Source organism: Streptomyces sp. NPDC047117 (assembly GCF_040643545.1).
Lineage (GTDB): Bacteria > Actinomycetota > Actinomycetes > Streptomycetales > Streptomycetaceae > Streptomyces.
This window is the reverse complement of sequence record NZ_JBEYUN010000004.1, coordinates 139,820-153,612: the sequence shown is the minus strand read 5'-3', so window position 1 is coordinate 153,612 and position 13,793 is coordinate 139,820. Positions and strand designations below refer to the sequence as shown.

The 13,793-nt window shown below is 72.6% G+C and carries 12 protein-coding genes; 5 read left to right on the top strand and 7 right to left on the bottom strand.

Features of this window, described 5'->3' with window-relative positions; translation table 11 throughout:
* The first annotated feature begins 52 nt into the window (after positions 1 to 52).
* Positions 53 to 1,264, top strand: a complete 1,212-nt coding sequence (locus ABZ840_RS09285) for an acetate kinase (RefSeq protein ID WP_361555808.1) — start codon at positions 53 to 55, stop codon at positions 1,262 to 1,264.
* 61 nt (positions 1,265 to 1,325) lie between these two features.
* On the top strand, positions 1,326 to 2,753 hold the full coding sequence (gene pyk, locus ABZ840_RS09280; RefSeq protein WP_361555805.1) for a pyruvate kinase: 1,428 nt from the start codon (positions 1,326 to 1,328) through the stop codon (positions 2,751 to 2,753).
* Positions 2,754 to 2,868: 115 nt separating this feature from the next.
* Here the strand turns inward: pyk and ABZ840_RS09275 are convergent, their stop codons facing one another.
* The 4 genes from ABZ840_RS09275 to ABZ840_RS09260 all read right to left on the bottom strand — a co-directional run bounded on the left by ABZ840_RS09275 (position 2,869) and on the right by ABZ840_RS09260 (position 7,044).
* Entirely contained in the window at positions 2,869 to 4,155 is a 1,287-nt protein-coding gene (locus ABZ840_RS09275) for a hypothetical protein (RefSeq protein ID WP_361555802.1), read from the bottom strand.
* Entirely contained in the window at positions 4,145 to 4,735 is a 591-nt protein-coding gene (locus ABZ840_RS09270) for a DUF6114 domain-containing protein (RefSeq protein ID WP_361555799.1), read from the bottom strand. Before ABZ840_RS09270 ends, ABZ840_RS09275 begins: the two co-directional genes overlap by 11 nt.
* A gap of 141 nt (positions 4,736 to 4,876) precedes the next feature.
* Entirely contained in the window at positions 4,877 to 5,494 is a 618-nt protein-coding gene (locus tag ABZ840_RS09265) for a DUF6230 family protein (RefSeq protein WP_361555796.1), read from the bottom strand.
* Positions 5,495 to 6,075: 581 nt separating this feature from the next.
* On the bottom strand, positions 6,076 to 7,044 hold the full coding sequence (locus ABZ840_RS09260) for a tetratricopeptide repeat protein (protein WP_361555793.1): 969 nt from the start codon (positions 7,042 to 7,044) through the stop codon (positions 6,076 to 6,078).
* A 419-nt stretch (positions 7,045 to 7,463) separates the two neighbouring features.
* On the opposite strand from ABZ840_RS09260, the gene ABZ840_RS09255 reads away from it, so the two are divergent.
* Entirely contained in the window at positions 7,464 to 8,129 is a 666-nt protein-coding gene (locus tag ABZ840_RS09255; protein WP_361555789.1) for a TetR/AcrR family transcriptional regulator, read from the top strand.
* Positions 8,130 to 8,200: 71 nt separating this feature from the next.
* Here ABZ840_RS09255 and ABZ840_RS09250 read toward each other — a convergent pair whose 3' ends face one another.
* Both ABZ840_RS09250 and ABZ840_RS09245 read right to left on the bottom strand, forming a co-directional pair.
* Entirely contained in the window at positions 8,201 to 9,205 is a 1,005-nt protein-coding gene (locus ABZ840_RS09250) for a GDP-mannose 4,6-dehydratase (RefSeq protein ID WP_361555786.1), read from the bottom strand.
* Positions 9,202 to 10,368 (bottom strand): UDP-N-acetylglucosamine--N-acetylmuramyl-(pentapeptide) pyrophosphoryl-undecaprenol N-acetylglucosamine transferase, encoded by a 1,167-nt coding sequence (locus tag ABZ840_RS09245; RefSeq protein WP_361555783.1) that lies wholly within the window; start codon positions 10,366 to 10,368, stop codon positions 9,202 to 9,204. Before ABZ840_RS09245 ends, ABZ840_RS09250 begins: the two co-directional genes overlap by 4 nt.
* Positions 10,369 to 10,431: 63 nt before the next feature.
* On the opposite strand from ABZ840_RS09245, the gene ABZ840_RS09240 reads away from it, so the two are divergent.
* Positions 10,432 to 11,157 (top strand): response regulator transcription factor, encoded by a 726-nt coding sequence (locus ABZ840_RS09240; protein WP_361555780.1) that lies wholly within the window; start codon positions 10,432 to 10,434, stop codon positions 11,155 to 11,157.
* A 50-nt stretch (positions 11,158 to 11,207) separates the two neighbouring features.
* Complete coding sequence (locus tag ABZ840_RS09235) at positions 11,208 to 12,644, top strand: HAMP domain-containing sensor histidine kinase (RefSeq protein ID WP_361555777.1); 1,437 nt, start codon at positions 11,208 to 11,210, stop codon at positions 12,642 to 12,644.
* Positions 12,645 to 12,651: 7 nt separating this feature from the next.
* On the opposite strand, the gene ABZ840_RS09230 is transcribed toward ABZ840_RS09235, so the two are convergent.
* Positions 12,652 to 13,758 carry an alpha/beta hydrolase gene (locus ABZ840_RS09230; protein WP_361555774.1) on the bottom strand — a complete coding sequence of 369 codons (1,107 nt, stop codon included), beginning with the start codon at positions 13,756 to 13,758 and terminating at the stop codon, positions 12,652 to 12,654.
* Between the last annotated feature and the right edge of the window lie 35 nt (positions 13,759 to 13,793).

Here is a 13,793-nt window from a genome sequence, read left to right as displayed (position 1 = left end):
GCCCGTCCCCCACCCCTCGCCCCGCCCGCATCCCGACCCGAAAGCCTTCTCCATGACTGCCGATGCCACCCGAGTCCTCGTCCTGAACTCCGGATCCTCCTCGCTGAAGTACCAGCTGCTGGACATGGACGGGGGTGCCCGGCTGGCGGTGGGGCTGGTCGAGCGGATCGGTGAGCCGGCCTCGCGGCTGGTGCACACCCCGCTGGCGGCCGGGGGCGAGAAGCGCGAGCGCGAGGAGCGGATGGCCGACCACGACGCGGCGCTGAAGGCGGTCGCGGACGAGCTGTCCGCCGACGGGCTGGGCCTGGACTCCCCGCAGCTGGCCGCGATCGGCCACCGGGTGGTGCACGGCGGGCTGCGGTTCACCGAGCCGACCGTGATCGACGACGTGGTGCTCAAGGAGATCGAGCGGCTGGTGCCGGTGGCCCCGCTGCACAACCCGGCGAACCTCACCGGCATCCGGACCGCCCAGCGGCTCCGCCCGGACCTGCCGCAGGTGGCCGTGTTCGACACCGCCTTCCACTCGACGATGCCGGAGTACGCGGCCCGGTACGCCCTCGACGTGGAGACCGCCGACGCGCACCGCGTACGCCGGTACGGCTTCCACGGCACCTCGCACGCGTACGTCTCGCGCGAGACCGCCAAGCTGCTGGGCAAGGACCCGTCCGAGGTCAACGTCATCGTGCTGCACCTGGGCAACGGCGCCTCCGCCTCGGCGGTGGCCGGCGGCCGGTGCGTGGACACCTCCATGGGCCTGACCCCGCTGGAGGGCCTGGTCATGGGCACCCGCTCCGGCGACATCGACCCGGCGGTCATCTTCCACCTGGAGCGCAACGCCGGGCTGTCCAGCGACGAGATCGACGAGCTGCTCAACAAGAAGAGCGGCCTGCTGGGGCTCTGCGGCGACAACGACATGCGGGAGATCCGGCGGCGGATCGACGAGGGGGACAAGCAGGCGGCCCTCGCGTTCGACGTCTACATACACCGGCTGCGGAAGTACATCGGCGCCTACACCGCGGTGCTGGGCCGGGTCGACGCGGTGGCCTTCACCGCGGGCGTCGGCGAGAACTCCGCCCCGGTGCGCGAGGCCGCGGTGCTCGGCCTGGAGGAGATGGGGCTCGCGGTGGACACGCGGCGGAACGCCGAGCGGTCCGGCGAGGCCCGCATCATCTCGCCCGAGTACGCCCGGGTCGCGGTGGCCGTGGTGCCGACCGACGAGGAGCTGGAGATCGCCAACCAGACATACGCACTGGTCAGCGCCTAAGTTTCGGCGCTTCCGCCAGGTGGAATATTCCGCTCTGAAACAAACCGATAGGATTCAGCCCATGCGCCGTTCGAAAATCGTCTGCACCCTGGGCCCTGCCGTTGACTCCTTCGACCAGCTGAAGACGCTGATCGAAGCCGGCATGAACGTGGCCCGTTTCAACATGAGCCATGGCACCCACGCGGAGCACGAGGAGCGGTACCACCGCCTCCGCAAGGCCGCCGAGGAGACCGGCCGGGCCATCGGCGTCCTCGCCGACCTCCAGGGCCCGAAGATCCGCCTGGAGACGTTCGCCGACGGGCCGGTGGAGCTGGTGCGCGGTGACGAGTTCGTCATCACCACCGAGGACGTCCCCGGCGACCGGACCATCTGCGGCACCACCTACAAGGGCCTGCCCGGCGACGTCTCCAAGGGCGACCCGGTCCTGATCAACGACGGCAACGTCGCCCTCCAGGTGGTCGAGGTCGACGGCCCGCGAGTGCGCTGCATCGTCATCGAGGGCGGCGTCATCTCCGACCACAAGGGCATCAACCTGCCCGGCGCCGCGGTCAACGTCCCCGCGCTGTCCGAGAAGGACATCGAGGACCTGAAGTTCGCGCTGAACATGGGCTGCGACATGGTGGCCCTGTCCTTCGTGCGGGACGCCAAGGACGTCCAGGACGTGCACCGCGTCATGGACGAGGTCGGCCGCCGGGTGCCGGTCATCGCCAAGGTGGAGAAGCCGCAGGCCGTCGCCAACATGGAAGAGGTCGTCGCGTCCTTCGACGGCGTCATGGTGGCCCGCGGTGACCTGGCGGTGGAGTACCCGCTGGAGAAGGTCCCGATGGTGCAGAAGCGCCTGGTGGAGATGTGCCGGCGGAACGCCAAGCCGGTGATCGTGGCGACCCAGATGATGGAGTCGATGATCACCAACTCCCGGCCGACCCGCGCCGAGGCGTCCGACGTCGCCAACGCGATCCTGGACGGCGCGGACGCGGTCATGCTCTCCGCGGAGTCCTCGGTCGGCCAGTACCCGATCCAGACCGTCAAGACGATGTCGAAGATCGTCGAGGCGGCCGAGGAGGAGCTGCTCTCCAAGGGCCTGCAGCCGCTGGTCCCGGGCAAGAAGCCGCGTACGCAGGGCGGTGCCGTGGCCCGTGCCGCCGCCGAGATGGCCGACTTCCTCAACGGCAAGGCGCTGGTGGCCTTCACCAAGTCCGGTGACACCGCCCGCCGCCTGTCCCGCTATCGCGCGGTGCAGCCGATCCTGGCCTTCACCACCGACGAGTCCACCCGCAACCAGCTCTCGCTGAGCTGGGGCGTGGAGACCTTCGTCGTGCCGCACGTGGACAACACCGACGCGATGGTCGACCTGGTCGACGCCGAGCTGCTCAAGCTCAAGCGCTACAACAAGAGCGACACGATGATCATCACGGCCGGTTCGCCCCCCGGCGTCCCCGGCACCACCAACATGGTCCGGGTGCACCACCTGGGCGGCGAGCGCGGCTGACGCTCCCCGTACGTACGCGAAGGCCCCGCTCCTCCGAGGAGGAGCGGGGCCTTCGTGGTGCGGCTCCCGGACGGGACTGCGGCGGGCCGGGCGGGCCCGGACCGGCGGCGGTGCCTCAGGTCATGTACTGGTGCAGGCCCGGGACGTGCAGGTTGCCGCCGAACTGGCCCGCCTGGTCCAGCTCCACCTTGGTGAAGTAGGCGAACGGGGTGTTGATGGGCGGCGGGTGCTCCGCGTCGAACACGATCGGGATCAGCCCGAAGAGGTTGCCCTGCAGGCGCTCGGTGTACATCGTCACCTTGCCGCCGCGGAAGGTGGACGTGGAGCCCTTGCGCGCCTCGACGTGGTACTTCTTCCCCGACGTCGGGTCGTCCACCGTCTGGTGCAGGTCGCCGATGTCCACGCTGTCCGCGGTGAACTTCAGTACCTGCTTGGTGTTGCCGCTCTGGGTGGTGACGTTGACGACGCCCTCGTAGTCCAGGCCGCGCAGGGTGAGCGCGGAGGACGTCAGGTGCCAGGGCTTGTCGGGCAGCGTGACGGGGGTCTGCTCGTCCTTGCCCTTCTGCTTGTTCTCGGTGACGCAGGGGTAGCCCTTCTTGCCGTTGGCGTCCTTGCCGTCCAGACCGCCGCCGGGCAGGGCGTTGTCCGCCATGCCCACGGCGCCGTGGACGGTGTCGCCGACGGTCTTCGAGCCGCCCTTGAGGGAGTCACCGGCCTTGCCGAGACCGTCGGTGACGCCCTTGACGGTGTCCTCGACGGGCTTGGTGGCCTCACCGGCAGCCGCGTCCGTGTCCCCGGTGTCCTTCGTGGACTCCTCGGACGCGGTGTCCTCGGAGGCCGACGGGGTCGGGCTCGGCGACTCGGTGGACTCCTCGTCGGACTTGTCGCCGCCCAGCAGACCGCCGAGGGCGTCACCGACGCCGCCCAGCAGGCCACCGTCCTTCTTCTCCTCCTCGGGGGAGGCGGACGGCGAGGGCGTCGCGGACTCCGACGGCTCCTCGCTCTCCGGGGTGGCCGACGGCTCGGTCTTCTTGTCCTCGTCCGTGCCGGAGGGCGAGGCGGACGGCTTCGCGGACGGCTCGGCGGTGTCCTTGCCGTCCTTCTTGTCCTTGTCCTTCGCCTTGGCGTCGTCCTCGGCCTTGGCGTCCTGCTCGTCCACCTTGTCCGGAGCGGTCACGCACGGACCGTCCCGGAAAGGGCTCTCCGGGGGCTTGGGCTTGGCCATGGCCAGCTGGGGCGTGAGCCCCATGCCCATGAGCACGGCGGAGGGCATGGCGGCAATGGCGATCGCCTTGCCGGCCGGCACGTGCAACCGCGTCAGCAGCGGCTTCCTCGGCGCCGCGTGCCGCCCGGATCTCGCCCCGGCGGCTGCGCCCTCGTCGTGCAGCTCATCACCCGGCACGGTGCCTCCCGTTCGTCCCGTTGGTCGGGCTCTTACCTGACAGGTCGTCCAGTACGCCGCGCGAACCGCCCGCTCCGGCTGCCGCGGGCCGCCCGCCGCCGAACGCGTCGAACCCGTCGCCGGCGCCGTCGTCCGCACGCCCGCGGGGACCGTCGGTGTCCTCGGCGGCCTCGGCCTTGCCCGGCTTGCCGGGGGCCCAGGAGACCGCCAGCGCACCGCCGATCAGCCCCAGCAGGAAGCCGACCAGGAAGGCGCCGAAGTTGGAGACGACCAGGGACACCAGCGACAGCAGGATCGCCGCGACACCGGCGAAGACCCGTGAAGCGGGCTGGAACCACATGGTCAGACCGAGTACGACCAGCAGCACGCCGATGATCAGCGAGCCCGCGCCCGCCGTCGTCGCCATGCGCACGGTCAGGGAACCGATCGTGAGGTTCGCGTAAGGGATGTACATGATCGGGATGCCGGCCAGCAGGGTCAGCAGCCCCGCCCAGTACGGGCGTTGTCCTCGCCAAGCCCGGAAGGAACGGCGCTGCCGGCCGATTGTCTCGCTCAGCCGTGGTCGCGTGTCGGCGCTCATCTCGTACAGCTCCTCGGGACTGGCAATTCGGTGGTACGTGAGCTGGTGGTGCTGGGTGCTGTCCGAAGGACCGGCGCACGGGCACAGGGATACGGCTCAGGGGCCTGGTATCGGCTCCCCCGTGCCCGCACGCTCAGTGCGTCAGTAGCACTCGTTCTTGCCCTTGGAGACCTTCATCTTCAGGCCGCTGAGCTTGAACGTGCCGGCCGTGGTCGCCCAGGCCGTCTGCTTGACACCGGTCAGGGTGGCCGTGTCGGCCTCCTGGGCGAACGAACCGGGGTCCGTCTTGTCGCCCTTCTTGATACCGGGGCCCTTGGTCGACGAACCCGCGGCAACACCGATGTTGATGTTGTTGAAGGTCGCGTCCGCCTCGAGCTGGTCCAGGTCGATGTAGAGGTTCTTCGCCTCGACCGGCGTGTCACCGCCGCCCGCCTGGAGCTTCATCGACACGTCGCCGAAGACCGGGACGGGCACGACGACGGACTGGCACAGGTTCTTGATCTTGGCGTTGGAGAACGCCGAGACCGCCACCGGGATCTGCTTGCCGCCCTTCTGGGCGTCAACGGCTCCGTACTGAACGAAGCCTTGGCCGTCCAGGCGGTCGGTGGCCACCTTGAACTGCTGGCCGGACACGCTGAACGACGCGGCCAGCGCACCCTGCGAAAGGGCCACGCCGATCGCGGCCGTCGCAGCGACGCTCGGCACCATGACGACGGCGAACCGCTTCCATCTGGTCCCGCCACGAGCCAGGGACTCCATGACTTTCCTCCTTCTCGGACGTACATCTCCGGCGCCGGCCGCCCGGTCATGGATACGGCCGCACCTGGGATGGGAGAAGTGCTACGTCCTCGGGAAGGAGAGCGCCGCTTCGGAGGACTTGCGTTTCCGAACCACCGGCGATCACCCCCGAGCGACAACCACTGGCCACGCTCTCGCGCAACCTCTCTGGACAGGCTCCGCCGGGACGGCGAAGACCCCCCTGCCCTCGACCGGCGGCACTGCCGCCGGCCCACTCGGTGGGGACCCACCTCCCGCGCGCCTCCCGGCCGGCTGCCGGACTGCTGGGTGATGGACCGAGCTTGGCTGATCGTGGTGCATTCTCAGCCGCCGCACAAGGGGCTCGTTACCTACGAGTAACAGAGAAATGATCCGTCGGGTACCGAGCGAGATCACCCCGGTACACAGGGTCGCCTTTGACACGGAAGAAACATCCGCAAATTACGCCCAAAACACGCCAAGCCATCCCAGCGCTCTTACTCCAAGTAACAGCGGCCACGATTACCAAGTTTTGGTAAAACGTGGCCGCTGTTCCGTTTGAGGAGGGAGGACTTGGCGAGCCGTCAGAACAGGACGCGGGCCAGCGCGGTGCGCGCGCTCACGACGCGCGGATCCTCGCCGCCGATGACCTCGAAGAGCTCCAGCAGCCGCAGTCGCGCGGCCTCGCGGTCGTCGCCCGCGGTGCGCTTCACGACGTCGACCAGCCGCCCGAAGGCGTCCTCGACGTGCCCCCCGACCAGGTCGAGGTCGGCGGCCCGGATCTGGGCCTGCACATCGGCGGGGCTCTCGGCCGCCTCCTTGCGCACGGCCTGCGGGTCGAGGTCCTGCACCCGGTTCAGCAGCTCGGCCTGCGCGAGACCCAGCTTGGCCTCCTCGTTGGCCGGCTCGTCGGAGAGCACGTTCTTGTACGCCTGGATGGCACCGGCGAGGTCGCCGGAGTCCAGCGCCCGGGTCGCGGCCTCCAGCAGCGCGTCGTACGGGCCGGCCGGCGCGGGCGCCTCGACGGGCTCCTCGTCGCCCTGCGCCGCCGGGTCGACGGGCGCGCCGACGATGCCGAACTGCTGCTCGGCGGCCTGGACCAGCTGGTCCAGCACCTGCCGGATCTGCCCCTCCGGGGCCGCGCCCTGGAACAGCGGGATCGGCTGGCCGGCGACGACGGCGAACACGGCCGGGATGCCCTGCACACCGAACTGCTGGAAGAGGGCCTGGTTGCTGTCTACGTCGATCTTGGCGAGCACGAACTTGCCGGCGTACTCCCCCGCCAGGCGCTCCAGCAGCGGACCCAGCTGCTTGCACGGCTCGCACCACTCGGCCCAGAAGTCGATGACGACCGGCACTTCATTGGAGCGCTGCAGGATCTCCTGCTGGAACCCCGCCTCGTCGACATCGACCACGAGCCGGCCGGCCGCCGGAGCGCGACCGGTGCGCGCGGCCTCGGCGCGCGCCTGCTCCGCCTTCTGCTTCGCTTCCCCGGCCGCCTTCACCGCGGCGAGGTCGACCACTCCACTCATGGACATATTGCGTGGCTGCATGGTCCCATCCTCCCCCCTGAGCGGGCCGTTCCGGAAAGCGGTGCGGAAAATCCAGGGCCCCCATGGCCCTGGACCCCGCGAGGTGAGCTCCGCACCCGGCCGCGCGTCCCGCCGGTTTGCCTGAAGCGGGCCGGGAACAGAGCTCTGTGGTGGTCCCGAGGAGGACCGGTCTGTGGGCACGGCCCCCGTGGAGGGCCGGCGTGTGCGGCCCCTTCCGGAGCCGGTCACGGTCCTGAGCAAGGACCGTCCTGCGGCGGCCGGGGTCCCCACCCGCGGCCAGTGTGGCGTCGCTCTTTCGCTACGAGTCGTAGCGTAACTCTCCGGTCCCCCGCGGCCGCAAGCGCGCGGCCCCGCCGCGTCCGTGATCTGCCTCACCCGCCACACGGTGCTCATGCCTACCGGCCGGTATCGTCAGCCGCATGCAGTGCTCTTCCCCCGGCCCCCGCAAGGGGCGCACCCGCCCCACCGGCCGCACGGGACGCCCACGCAGCGCCGAGGCCGACGCCGCGATCCTGGACGCCACCCGCGCCGCGCTCGTCGAGCTGGGCTGGGGGAAGCTGACGATGGGCGACGTGGCGGCGCGCGCCGGGGTCGCCAAGACGACGCTGTACCGCCGCTGGGCGGGCAAGAACGAACTGGTCGTGGACGCCGTCGCGGTCCTCTTCGACGAACTCGAACTGCCCGACCGGGGCTGTCTGAAGAACGACATCGAGGGCGTGGTGCTGCAGTTCGCCGCGCTGCTCGCCCGCCCCGAGACCAAGACGGCCCTGATGGCGGTGGTCGCCGAGTCCACCACGGACGACGCGCTGCGCAACCGCATCCGCTCGGCCGTCGTGGACCGCCAGAAGCGGCTGGTGGTGCAGGGCCGGGAGCGCGCCCAGCGGCGCGGCGAGCTGCCGAAGGACGCCGGCGGCCCCGAGGGCGCGGCGGCCGCGGCGCGCAGCGTGGACATGATCTTCGACGTGATCGCCGGCGCCGTGGTGCACCGCGCCCTGGTCAGCGGCGAACCGGTCGACGCGGCCTGGGCCGCCCGCTTCACCACCCTGCTGCTCGGCGGCCTGGGCGGCCTGGAGAGCAAGGACTGACCGCGGGCCGCCCGCCGGCCTCCGGCGCCGCGGCCCCGCGGCCCCGCGGCACGGCACCGGAGCGGGCGCGCTCAGACCTGGTACCGGTCCGCCGCGAACAGGTGCAGATGCCCGCCGACCCAGTCCGAGGTACGCCGCAGCCCGACCTTCAGCGGCACCCTCGGCTGCCAGCCGGACAGCTCCCGGGCCCGCGCGTTGTCCGACAGCAGCCGCTCCACCTCGCTGCCGGCGGGCCGCAGCCGCGCCCGGTCCACGACCACCTCCGCCTCCCGGCCCGAGGCCGCCATCAGTTCCTCCACGAGCTGCCCGATGGAGATCTCCTGCCCGGTGCCGAGGTTGACCACCTCGCCCACCGCCCGGTCGCACTCCGCCATCGCGAGGAACCCCTCGGCGGTGTCCGTGACATAGGTGAAGTCCCGGGTCGGCGTCAGCGAGCCCAGCTTGATCCGCCGGGCGCCGGAGTGCAGCTGCGCGAGGATCGTCGGGATCACCGCGCGCGCCGACTGCCGCGGCCCGTAGGTGTTGAACGGGCGCACCACGGTGACCGGCAGCCCGAAGGCGTGCCAGTGGGAGAGCGCCAGCATGTCGGCGCCGATCTTGGAGGCGGAGTACGGGGACTGCGGCTGCAGCGGGTGGTTCTCGCCGATGGGCACGGTGCGCGCGGTGCCGTACACCTCGCTCGTGGAGGTGTGCACCAGCCGCCGCACGCCGTGCAGCCGGGCGGCCTCGCACACGTTCTCCGTACCGACCACGTTGGTCTGCACGTAGGCGCCCGGCGAGTCGTAGCTGTACGGGATGCCGATCAGCGCGGCGAGATGGAAGACCGTGTCGCAGCCGGCCACCGCGTCCCGCACCCGGCCCGCGTCCCGCACGTCCCCCGCCATCATCTCCACGGGACCGCCCGGCCGCAGGTACCGGGCCAGATGGCCCTTCTCCGCGTACGGCTTGTAGTGGACGAGCGCCCGGACCCGGGCGCCACGCTCGACGAGCAGGTCGACGAGCGTGGAGCCGATGAACCCCTCGGCTCCGGTGACGAGGACGCGGCGGCCCTCCCAGGGGTTGTGCTGCGTGGTCATGCGTACTCCTTCGAAGAGGCGGAAGTGCGGGTGGAGGTGGTGCGGCCGGCCAGCCGGAGGACCTTCGCGGCCAGCAGGCCGGCGGCGCGGGCGTGGTCGCCCGGATCGGCGGCGGCGCCCATCGCCGCCAGCCGCGCCGGGTCGTCCAGGAGCGGGCCGACGACGGCGTCGAGCCGCTCGGCGGTGGTCTCGGCGTCGGGCAGCAGCAGCCCGGCCCCGGCGTCGGACAGCACCCGCGCGTTGTGCGTCTGGTGGTCGCCCGGGGCATGCGGATACGGGACGAGGACGGCCGGCATGCCGATCGTGGCCAGCTCCGCGACGGTCGCCGAGCCGGCCCGGCACACCACCAGATCGGCGGCGGCGTACGCGAGGTCCATCCGGTCCAGGTACGGGACCGCCGCCGCGACCGCGTCGCCGCCCTCGGCGGCCAGCCGCTCCCGCGCGGCGTCCAGCGCCGCGGGCCCTGTCTTGATCAGCAGCCGCAGGTCCGCGCGGTGGCGGTACCGGGCGGCCAGCCCGAGGGCCGCCTCGGTGAGCCGGGCGGCGCCGAGGCTGCCGCCGTTGACCAGCAGCAGCCGGGCCCCGTCCGGGACACCCAGCGCCCGGCGGGCCGGGCCGCGCAGCGCCGCCCGGTCCAGCCCCGCCAGCGGCCCCGACAGCGGCATGCCGACCGTCTCGGCCCGCTCCCCGCCCGGCAGGTGCGCCCGGCTGCGGTCGAAGGCGAGGGCGATGTGCGGGGTGAGCCGGGCGGCGAACCTGTTGGCCCGGCCCGGTACCGCGTTGGATTCGTGGATCAGGCTCGGCAGCCCCGCCAGCCGGGCGCCGACGATCACCGGCGCGCTGGGGTAGCCGCCCATGCCGACCGCGACCTGCGCGCCCTGCGCCCGCAGGATCGCCCGGCACTGGGCGCCGGACTTCAGCAGGTCGGCGGGGAGCAGAAAGCGCCGGGCGCCCAGCGCCGGATCGAAGGGGATCATGTCGACGGTGTGCAGCGGATAGCCGGCCCGCGGGATCAGCCGCGTCTCCAGCCCGCGCTCGGTGCCGACGAAGGAGATCACCGCGTCCGGCACGGCGCGGCGCAGCGCGTCGGCGAGGGCGAGCCCGGGGTAGATGTGGCCGCCGGTGCCGCCGGCCCCGATGACAACGGAGAGTGGTGTGCGCATGGCCGCCACGCTCGGCGCGCGCCCTAAGAACGTTCTAAGAGCGCCGTTTGGCAGCCTTGGCCCATGCCGCCGACCGGATCACCCCCGCCGCCCCCGCACACGGACCCGCCCGCGCCCCGCGTCCTGGTCGTCGACGACGACGCCGAGGTGCGCGCCGCCGTCGAGGACGGGCTGACCGTGGAGGGCTACCGGGTACGCGGCGCCGCCGACGGGCTGGCCGCGCTCAGCGCCGTCGCGGAGTGGCAGCCGGACGCGCTCGTGCTGGACGTGATGATGCCCGTCCTGGACGGCCTCGCCGTCTGCCGGCGGCTGCGGGCGCTGGACGACCGTACGCCCATCCTGGTGCTGACCGCCCTGGACTCGGTCAGCGAGCGGGTGGACGGCCTGGACGCCGGTGCCGACGACTACCTGGTCAAGCCCTTCGCGCTGGACGAACTGACCGCCCGGCTGCGGGCCCTGCTCCGCCGCGTCACCCCGGCGTCCGCCGGCGCGGCCCCGGCCGTCGCCGACCTGGTGCTCGACCCGGCCACCCGGACCGGCCGCCGGGCCGGTAGGCGGCTGGAGTTCAGCCGCACCGAGTGGGCCCTGCTCGACCTGCTCGCGCGCAACCCCGGGCAGGTCGTACCGCGCGAGGTGATCCTGGAGCGGGTCTGGGGCCGCGACTTCGGCCCGGACTCCAACTCCCTCGCGGTGTACGTCGGCTACCTGCGCCGCAAGCTGGAGGCGGGCGGCGAACCGCGGCTGCTGCACACCGTGCACGGCATCGGCTACCGGCTGGGGGGTGTCTGATGGGTCGCCGCGACGCCACGGAGACCCATCAGACACCCCCTCAACGAAGGATGAGCGGCCGGCGCGGGGCCGGCGCGCCCTGGCGTCGACGGCGGCCGCTGCGGACCCGGCTGGCGCTGGCCGCCTCCGCGGCCGTCGCGCTGGTCGCGGTCGGCGTGTGCACCGCCGCCTTCGTCATCATCCGGTACGCCATGGGCCACCAGCTGGAGCTGAACCTCACCCAGTCGGCGACCCTGGTGATGCAGCAGAACCAGGGCCCCCACGAAGCAGCTCCCGGCGTCGTGGCCGCCGAGTGCCGCTACCTGTCGGCCCCCGCCTGCTCCCAGATCGTCCCCGCCGACGCCGCCGACGACCCGTCCGGGACGTACGCGCTGCCGGTCACCGGCGCCGTCCGCGAGGTCGCGGCCGGGCGGCGCGCCCCGTACTTCAGCGCCGTCACCCTGCACGGCCACCCCGCCCGGATGCTCGTACAGCACTTCAAGGACGGCACGGCGGTGCAGGTGGCGCTGCGCGCGGACACCGTGGAGAAGGGGGTGCGGCAGGCCGCAGGGATGCTCGCGACGGTGGGCGGCGCGGGCGTACTGCTGGCCGCCGCGCTCGGCTACTGGGTCTCCCGCACGGGCCTGGCGCCCGTCACCCGGCTGACCGCCGCGGCGGAACGGATCGCCGCCACCCGCGACGCCGCCCACCGCATCGAACTGCCCGCCGGGCCGCCCGGCCGCGAGGACGAGCTGACCCGGCTCGCGGCCAGCTTCAACACCATGCTCGGCGAGCTGGAGCAGTCGGTCGCCGCCCAGCGCCGGCTGGTCGCCGACGCCTCCCACGAGCTGCGCACACCGCTCACGGCGCTCCGGACGAACGCCGAACTCCTCGCCCGCGCCGACCGGCTGACCGACGCCCAGCGCGACCGCGCCTCGGCCGCCCTGGGCCGCCAGCTCCGCGAGGTGACCACGCTGGTAAACGACCTGATCGAGCTGGCCCGCGACGAGGAACCGCAGCCGCTGGTCGAGCAGGTGCGCGCCGCGGCGCTGCTGGAGCACGCGGTGGCCGCGGCCCGCGGCCACTGGCCGGAGATCGGCTTCACCGTACGGACCGCGCCGGGCACGGAGGCGCTGACGGTGCCGGGCGTCCCCGCCCGCCTCGCCCGCCTGCTGTCGAACCTGCTCGACAACGCCGCCAAGTTCTCCCCGCCCGGCGGCCCGGTCGAGGCGGAGCTGACCGCCCCGCCGGGCGCGCTGGAGATCACCGTGCGGGACCACGGCCCGGGCATCGCCGACGAGGACCTGCCGCACGTCTTCGACCGCTTCTACCGCGCGCAGGCCGCGCGTACCCTGCCCGGCTCCGGGCTGGGCCTGGCGATGGCCCGGCAGATCGCCCGCGCGCACCACGCCGCGCTCGCCGCGGAGCGGGCCCCGGGCGGCGGGGCGCTGTTCCGGCTGCGCTTCCCGCGCGACCGGACGGAACTCCCGCCGGCCGGGGCGGAGTGACTGCCGGTCAGCCGGACTTCTGCCAGGCGCAGCTGCCCAGCGTGGCCCGCCCGCCGGCCACCAGCTTCTCCGCCGTACGGGCCGGCAGCATGCCGCTGTGCCCGTCCCGGCAGACGACCGTGCGGTCGGTGAACCCGGCCAGGTCGACCAGGATCTGGTCCCAGTGCCGGTACTGCACGTCGTGCCCGGAGTCGGCGTACGAGCGCACCAGCGGCTTGCCCGGCAGCTGTTGCTGCCACGTCTTGATGGTGCTGGGCGGCACGGTGGTGTCCTTCTTGCCGCTGTAGAGGACGACCGGCGCCGTCAGCTTCGAGAGGCCCGGGCCGGGCCGCCGGCAGTACAGCTTCTGCTCGTGCACCTGCGGGGCCGGGTCCGCCTTCTGGCCGCGCTGGTTGTAGGTCCGCGCGCCCTCCTCGTACGCGGTGTCCGCGAAGCCCGGGATCTTCTTCGTCGGGCTGTCGTCGGGGAACGCCCACCACTTCCGGGGATCGGCGATCGTCGGGGCCAGCTGCTTGCCCAGCTCCGCGTCGGACAGCCCGCAGTAGTCGGGCTTCTTGCCGTACGGGGGCAGCGCGGCGGCCAGGTGCAGCGCGTCGATGCGCTGCGGAGCGCGGCTCGCGAGCTCGGCGGCGTAGGGCCCGCCGCCCGAGATCGCGACCACGGCGGTCTTCTTGACGCCGATCCGGTCCAGGACCTCCAGCGCGTCCTTCGCGAAGTCGGCCTTGCCCAGGTCCTTGTCGTACGCGGTGTCCCCGAAGCCGTTGCGCTCGACCGAGATCAGCCGCAGGTTCAGCGACTCGCGCGTGGAGCGGAAGAAGTCGGTCATGTGCGCCGCCCGCGCGCTGGTGCCCGTACCGCCGATGAACAGCACCGGCCGGCCGTCCCGCGGCCCTTCGTCGATGTAGTGCGCGGTGCGGCCGGTGGACAGCTTCGTGGCCCGCACCTCCGGGCCGAGGGAGTCGAAGTCGTCCTGGATGCGGGCCTCGTGCGCCCGTGCCGCGTGCGGCTCCGGCGCGGGATCGGCGCCGGCGGGGGCGCCGACGACCGCGGAACCGGCCAGCAGGGCGGTGGCGAGGGCTGCGGTGCCGGCAGCGGCGAGAGCGGGTCTCTTCACGTACGTCTCCGGGGGAGGTAGATGGATGCAGACCG

Bases quoted from the DNA above. Each gene is read 5' to 3' on its own strand.
- ABZ840_RS09285 (WP_361555808.1), top strand. From the start codon at position 53: ATGACTGCCGATGCCACCCGAGTCCTCGTCCTGAACTCCGGATCCTCC.
- pyk (WP_361555805.1), top strand. From the start codon at position 1,326: ATGCGCCGTTCGAAAATCGTCTGCACCCTGGGCCCTGCCGTTGACTCC.
- ABZ840_RS09270 (WP_361555799.1), bottom strand. From the start codon at position 4,735: ATGAGCGCCGACACGCGACCACGGCTGAGCGAGACAATCGGCCGGCAG.
- ABZ840_RS09265 (WP_361555796.1), bottom strand. From the start codon at position 5,494: ATGGAGTCCCTGGCTCGTGGCGGGACCAGATGGAAGCGGTTCGCCGTC.
- ABZ840_RS09260 (WP_361555793.1), bottom strand. From the start codon at position 7,044: ATGCAGCCACGCAATATGTCCATGAGTGGAGTGGTCGACCTCGCCGCG.
- ABZ840_RS09255 (WP_361555789.1), top strand. From the start codon at position 7,464: ATGCAGTGCTCTTCCCCCGGCCCCCGCAAGGGGCGCACCCGCCCCACC.
- ABZ840_RS09250 (WP_361555786.1), bottom strand. From the start codon at position 9,205: ATGACCACGCAGCACAACCCCTGGGAGGGCCGCCGCGTCCTCGTCACC.
- ABZ840_RS09245 (WP_361555783.1), bottom strand. From the start codon at position 10,368: ATGCGCACACCACTCTCCGTTGTCATCGGGGCCGGCGGCACCGGCGGC.
- ABZ840_RS09240 (WP_361555780.1), top strand. From the start codon at position 10,432: ATGCCGCCGACCGGATCACCCCCGCCGCCCCCGCACACGGACCCGCCC.
- ABZ840_RS09235 (WP_361555777.1), top strand. From the start codon at position 11,208: ATGAGCGGCCGGCGCGGGGCCGGCGCGCCCTGGCGTCGACGGCGGCCG.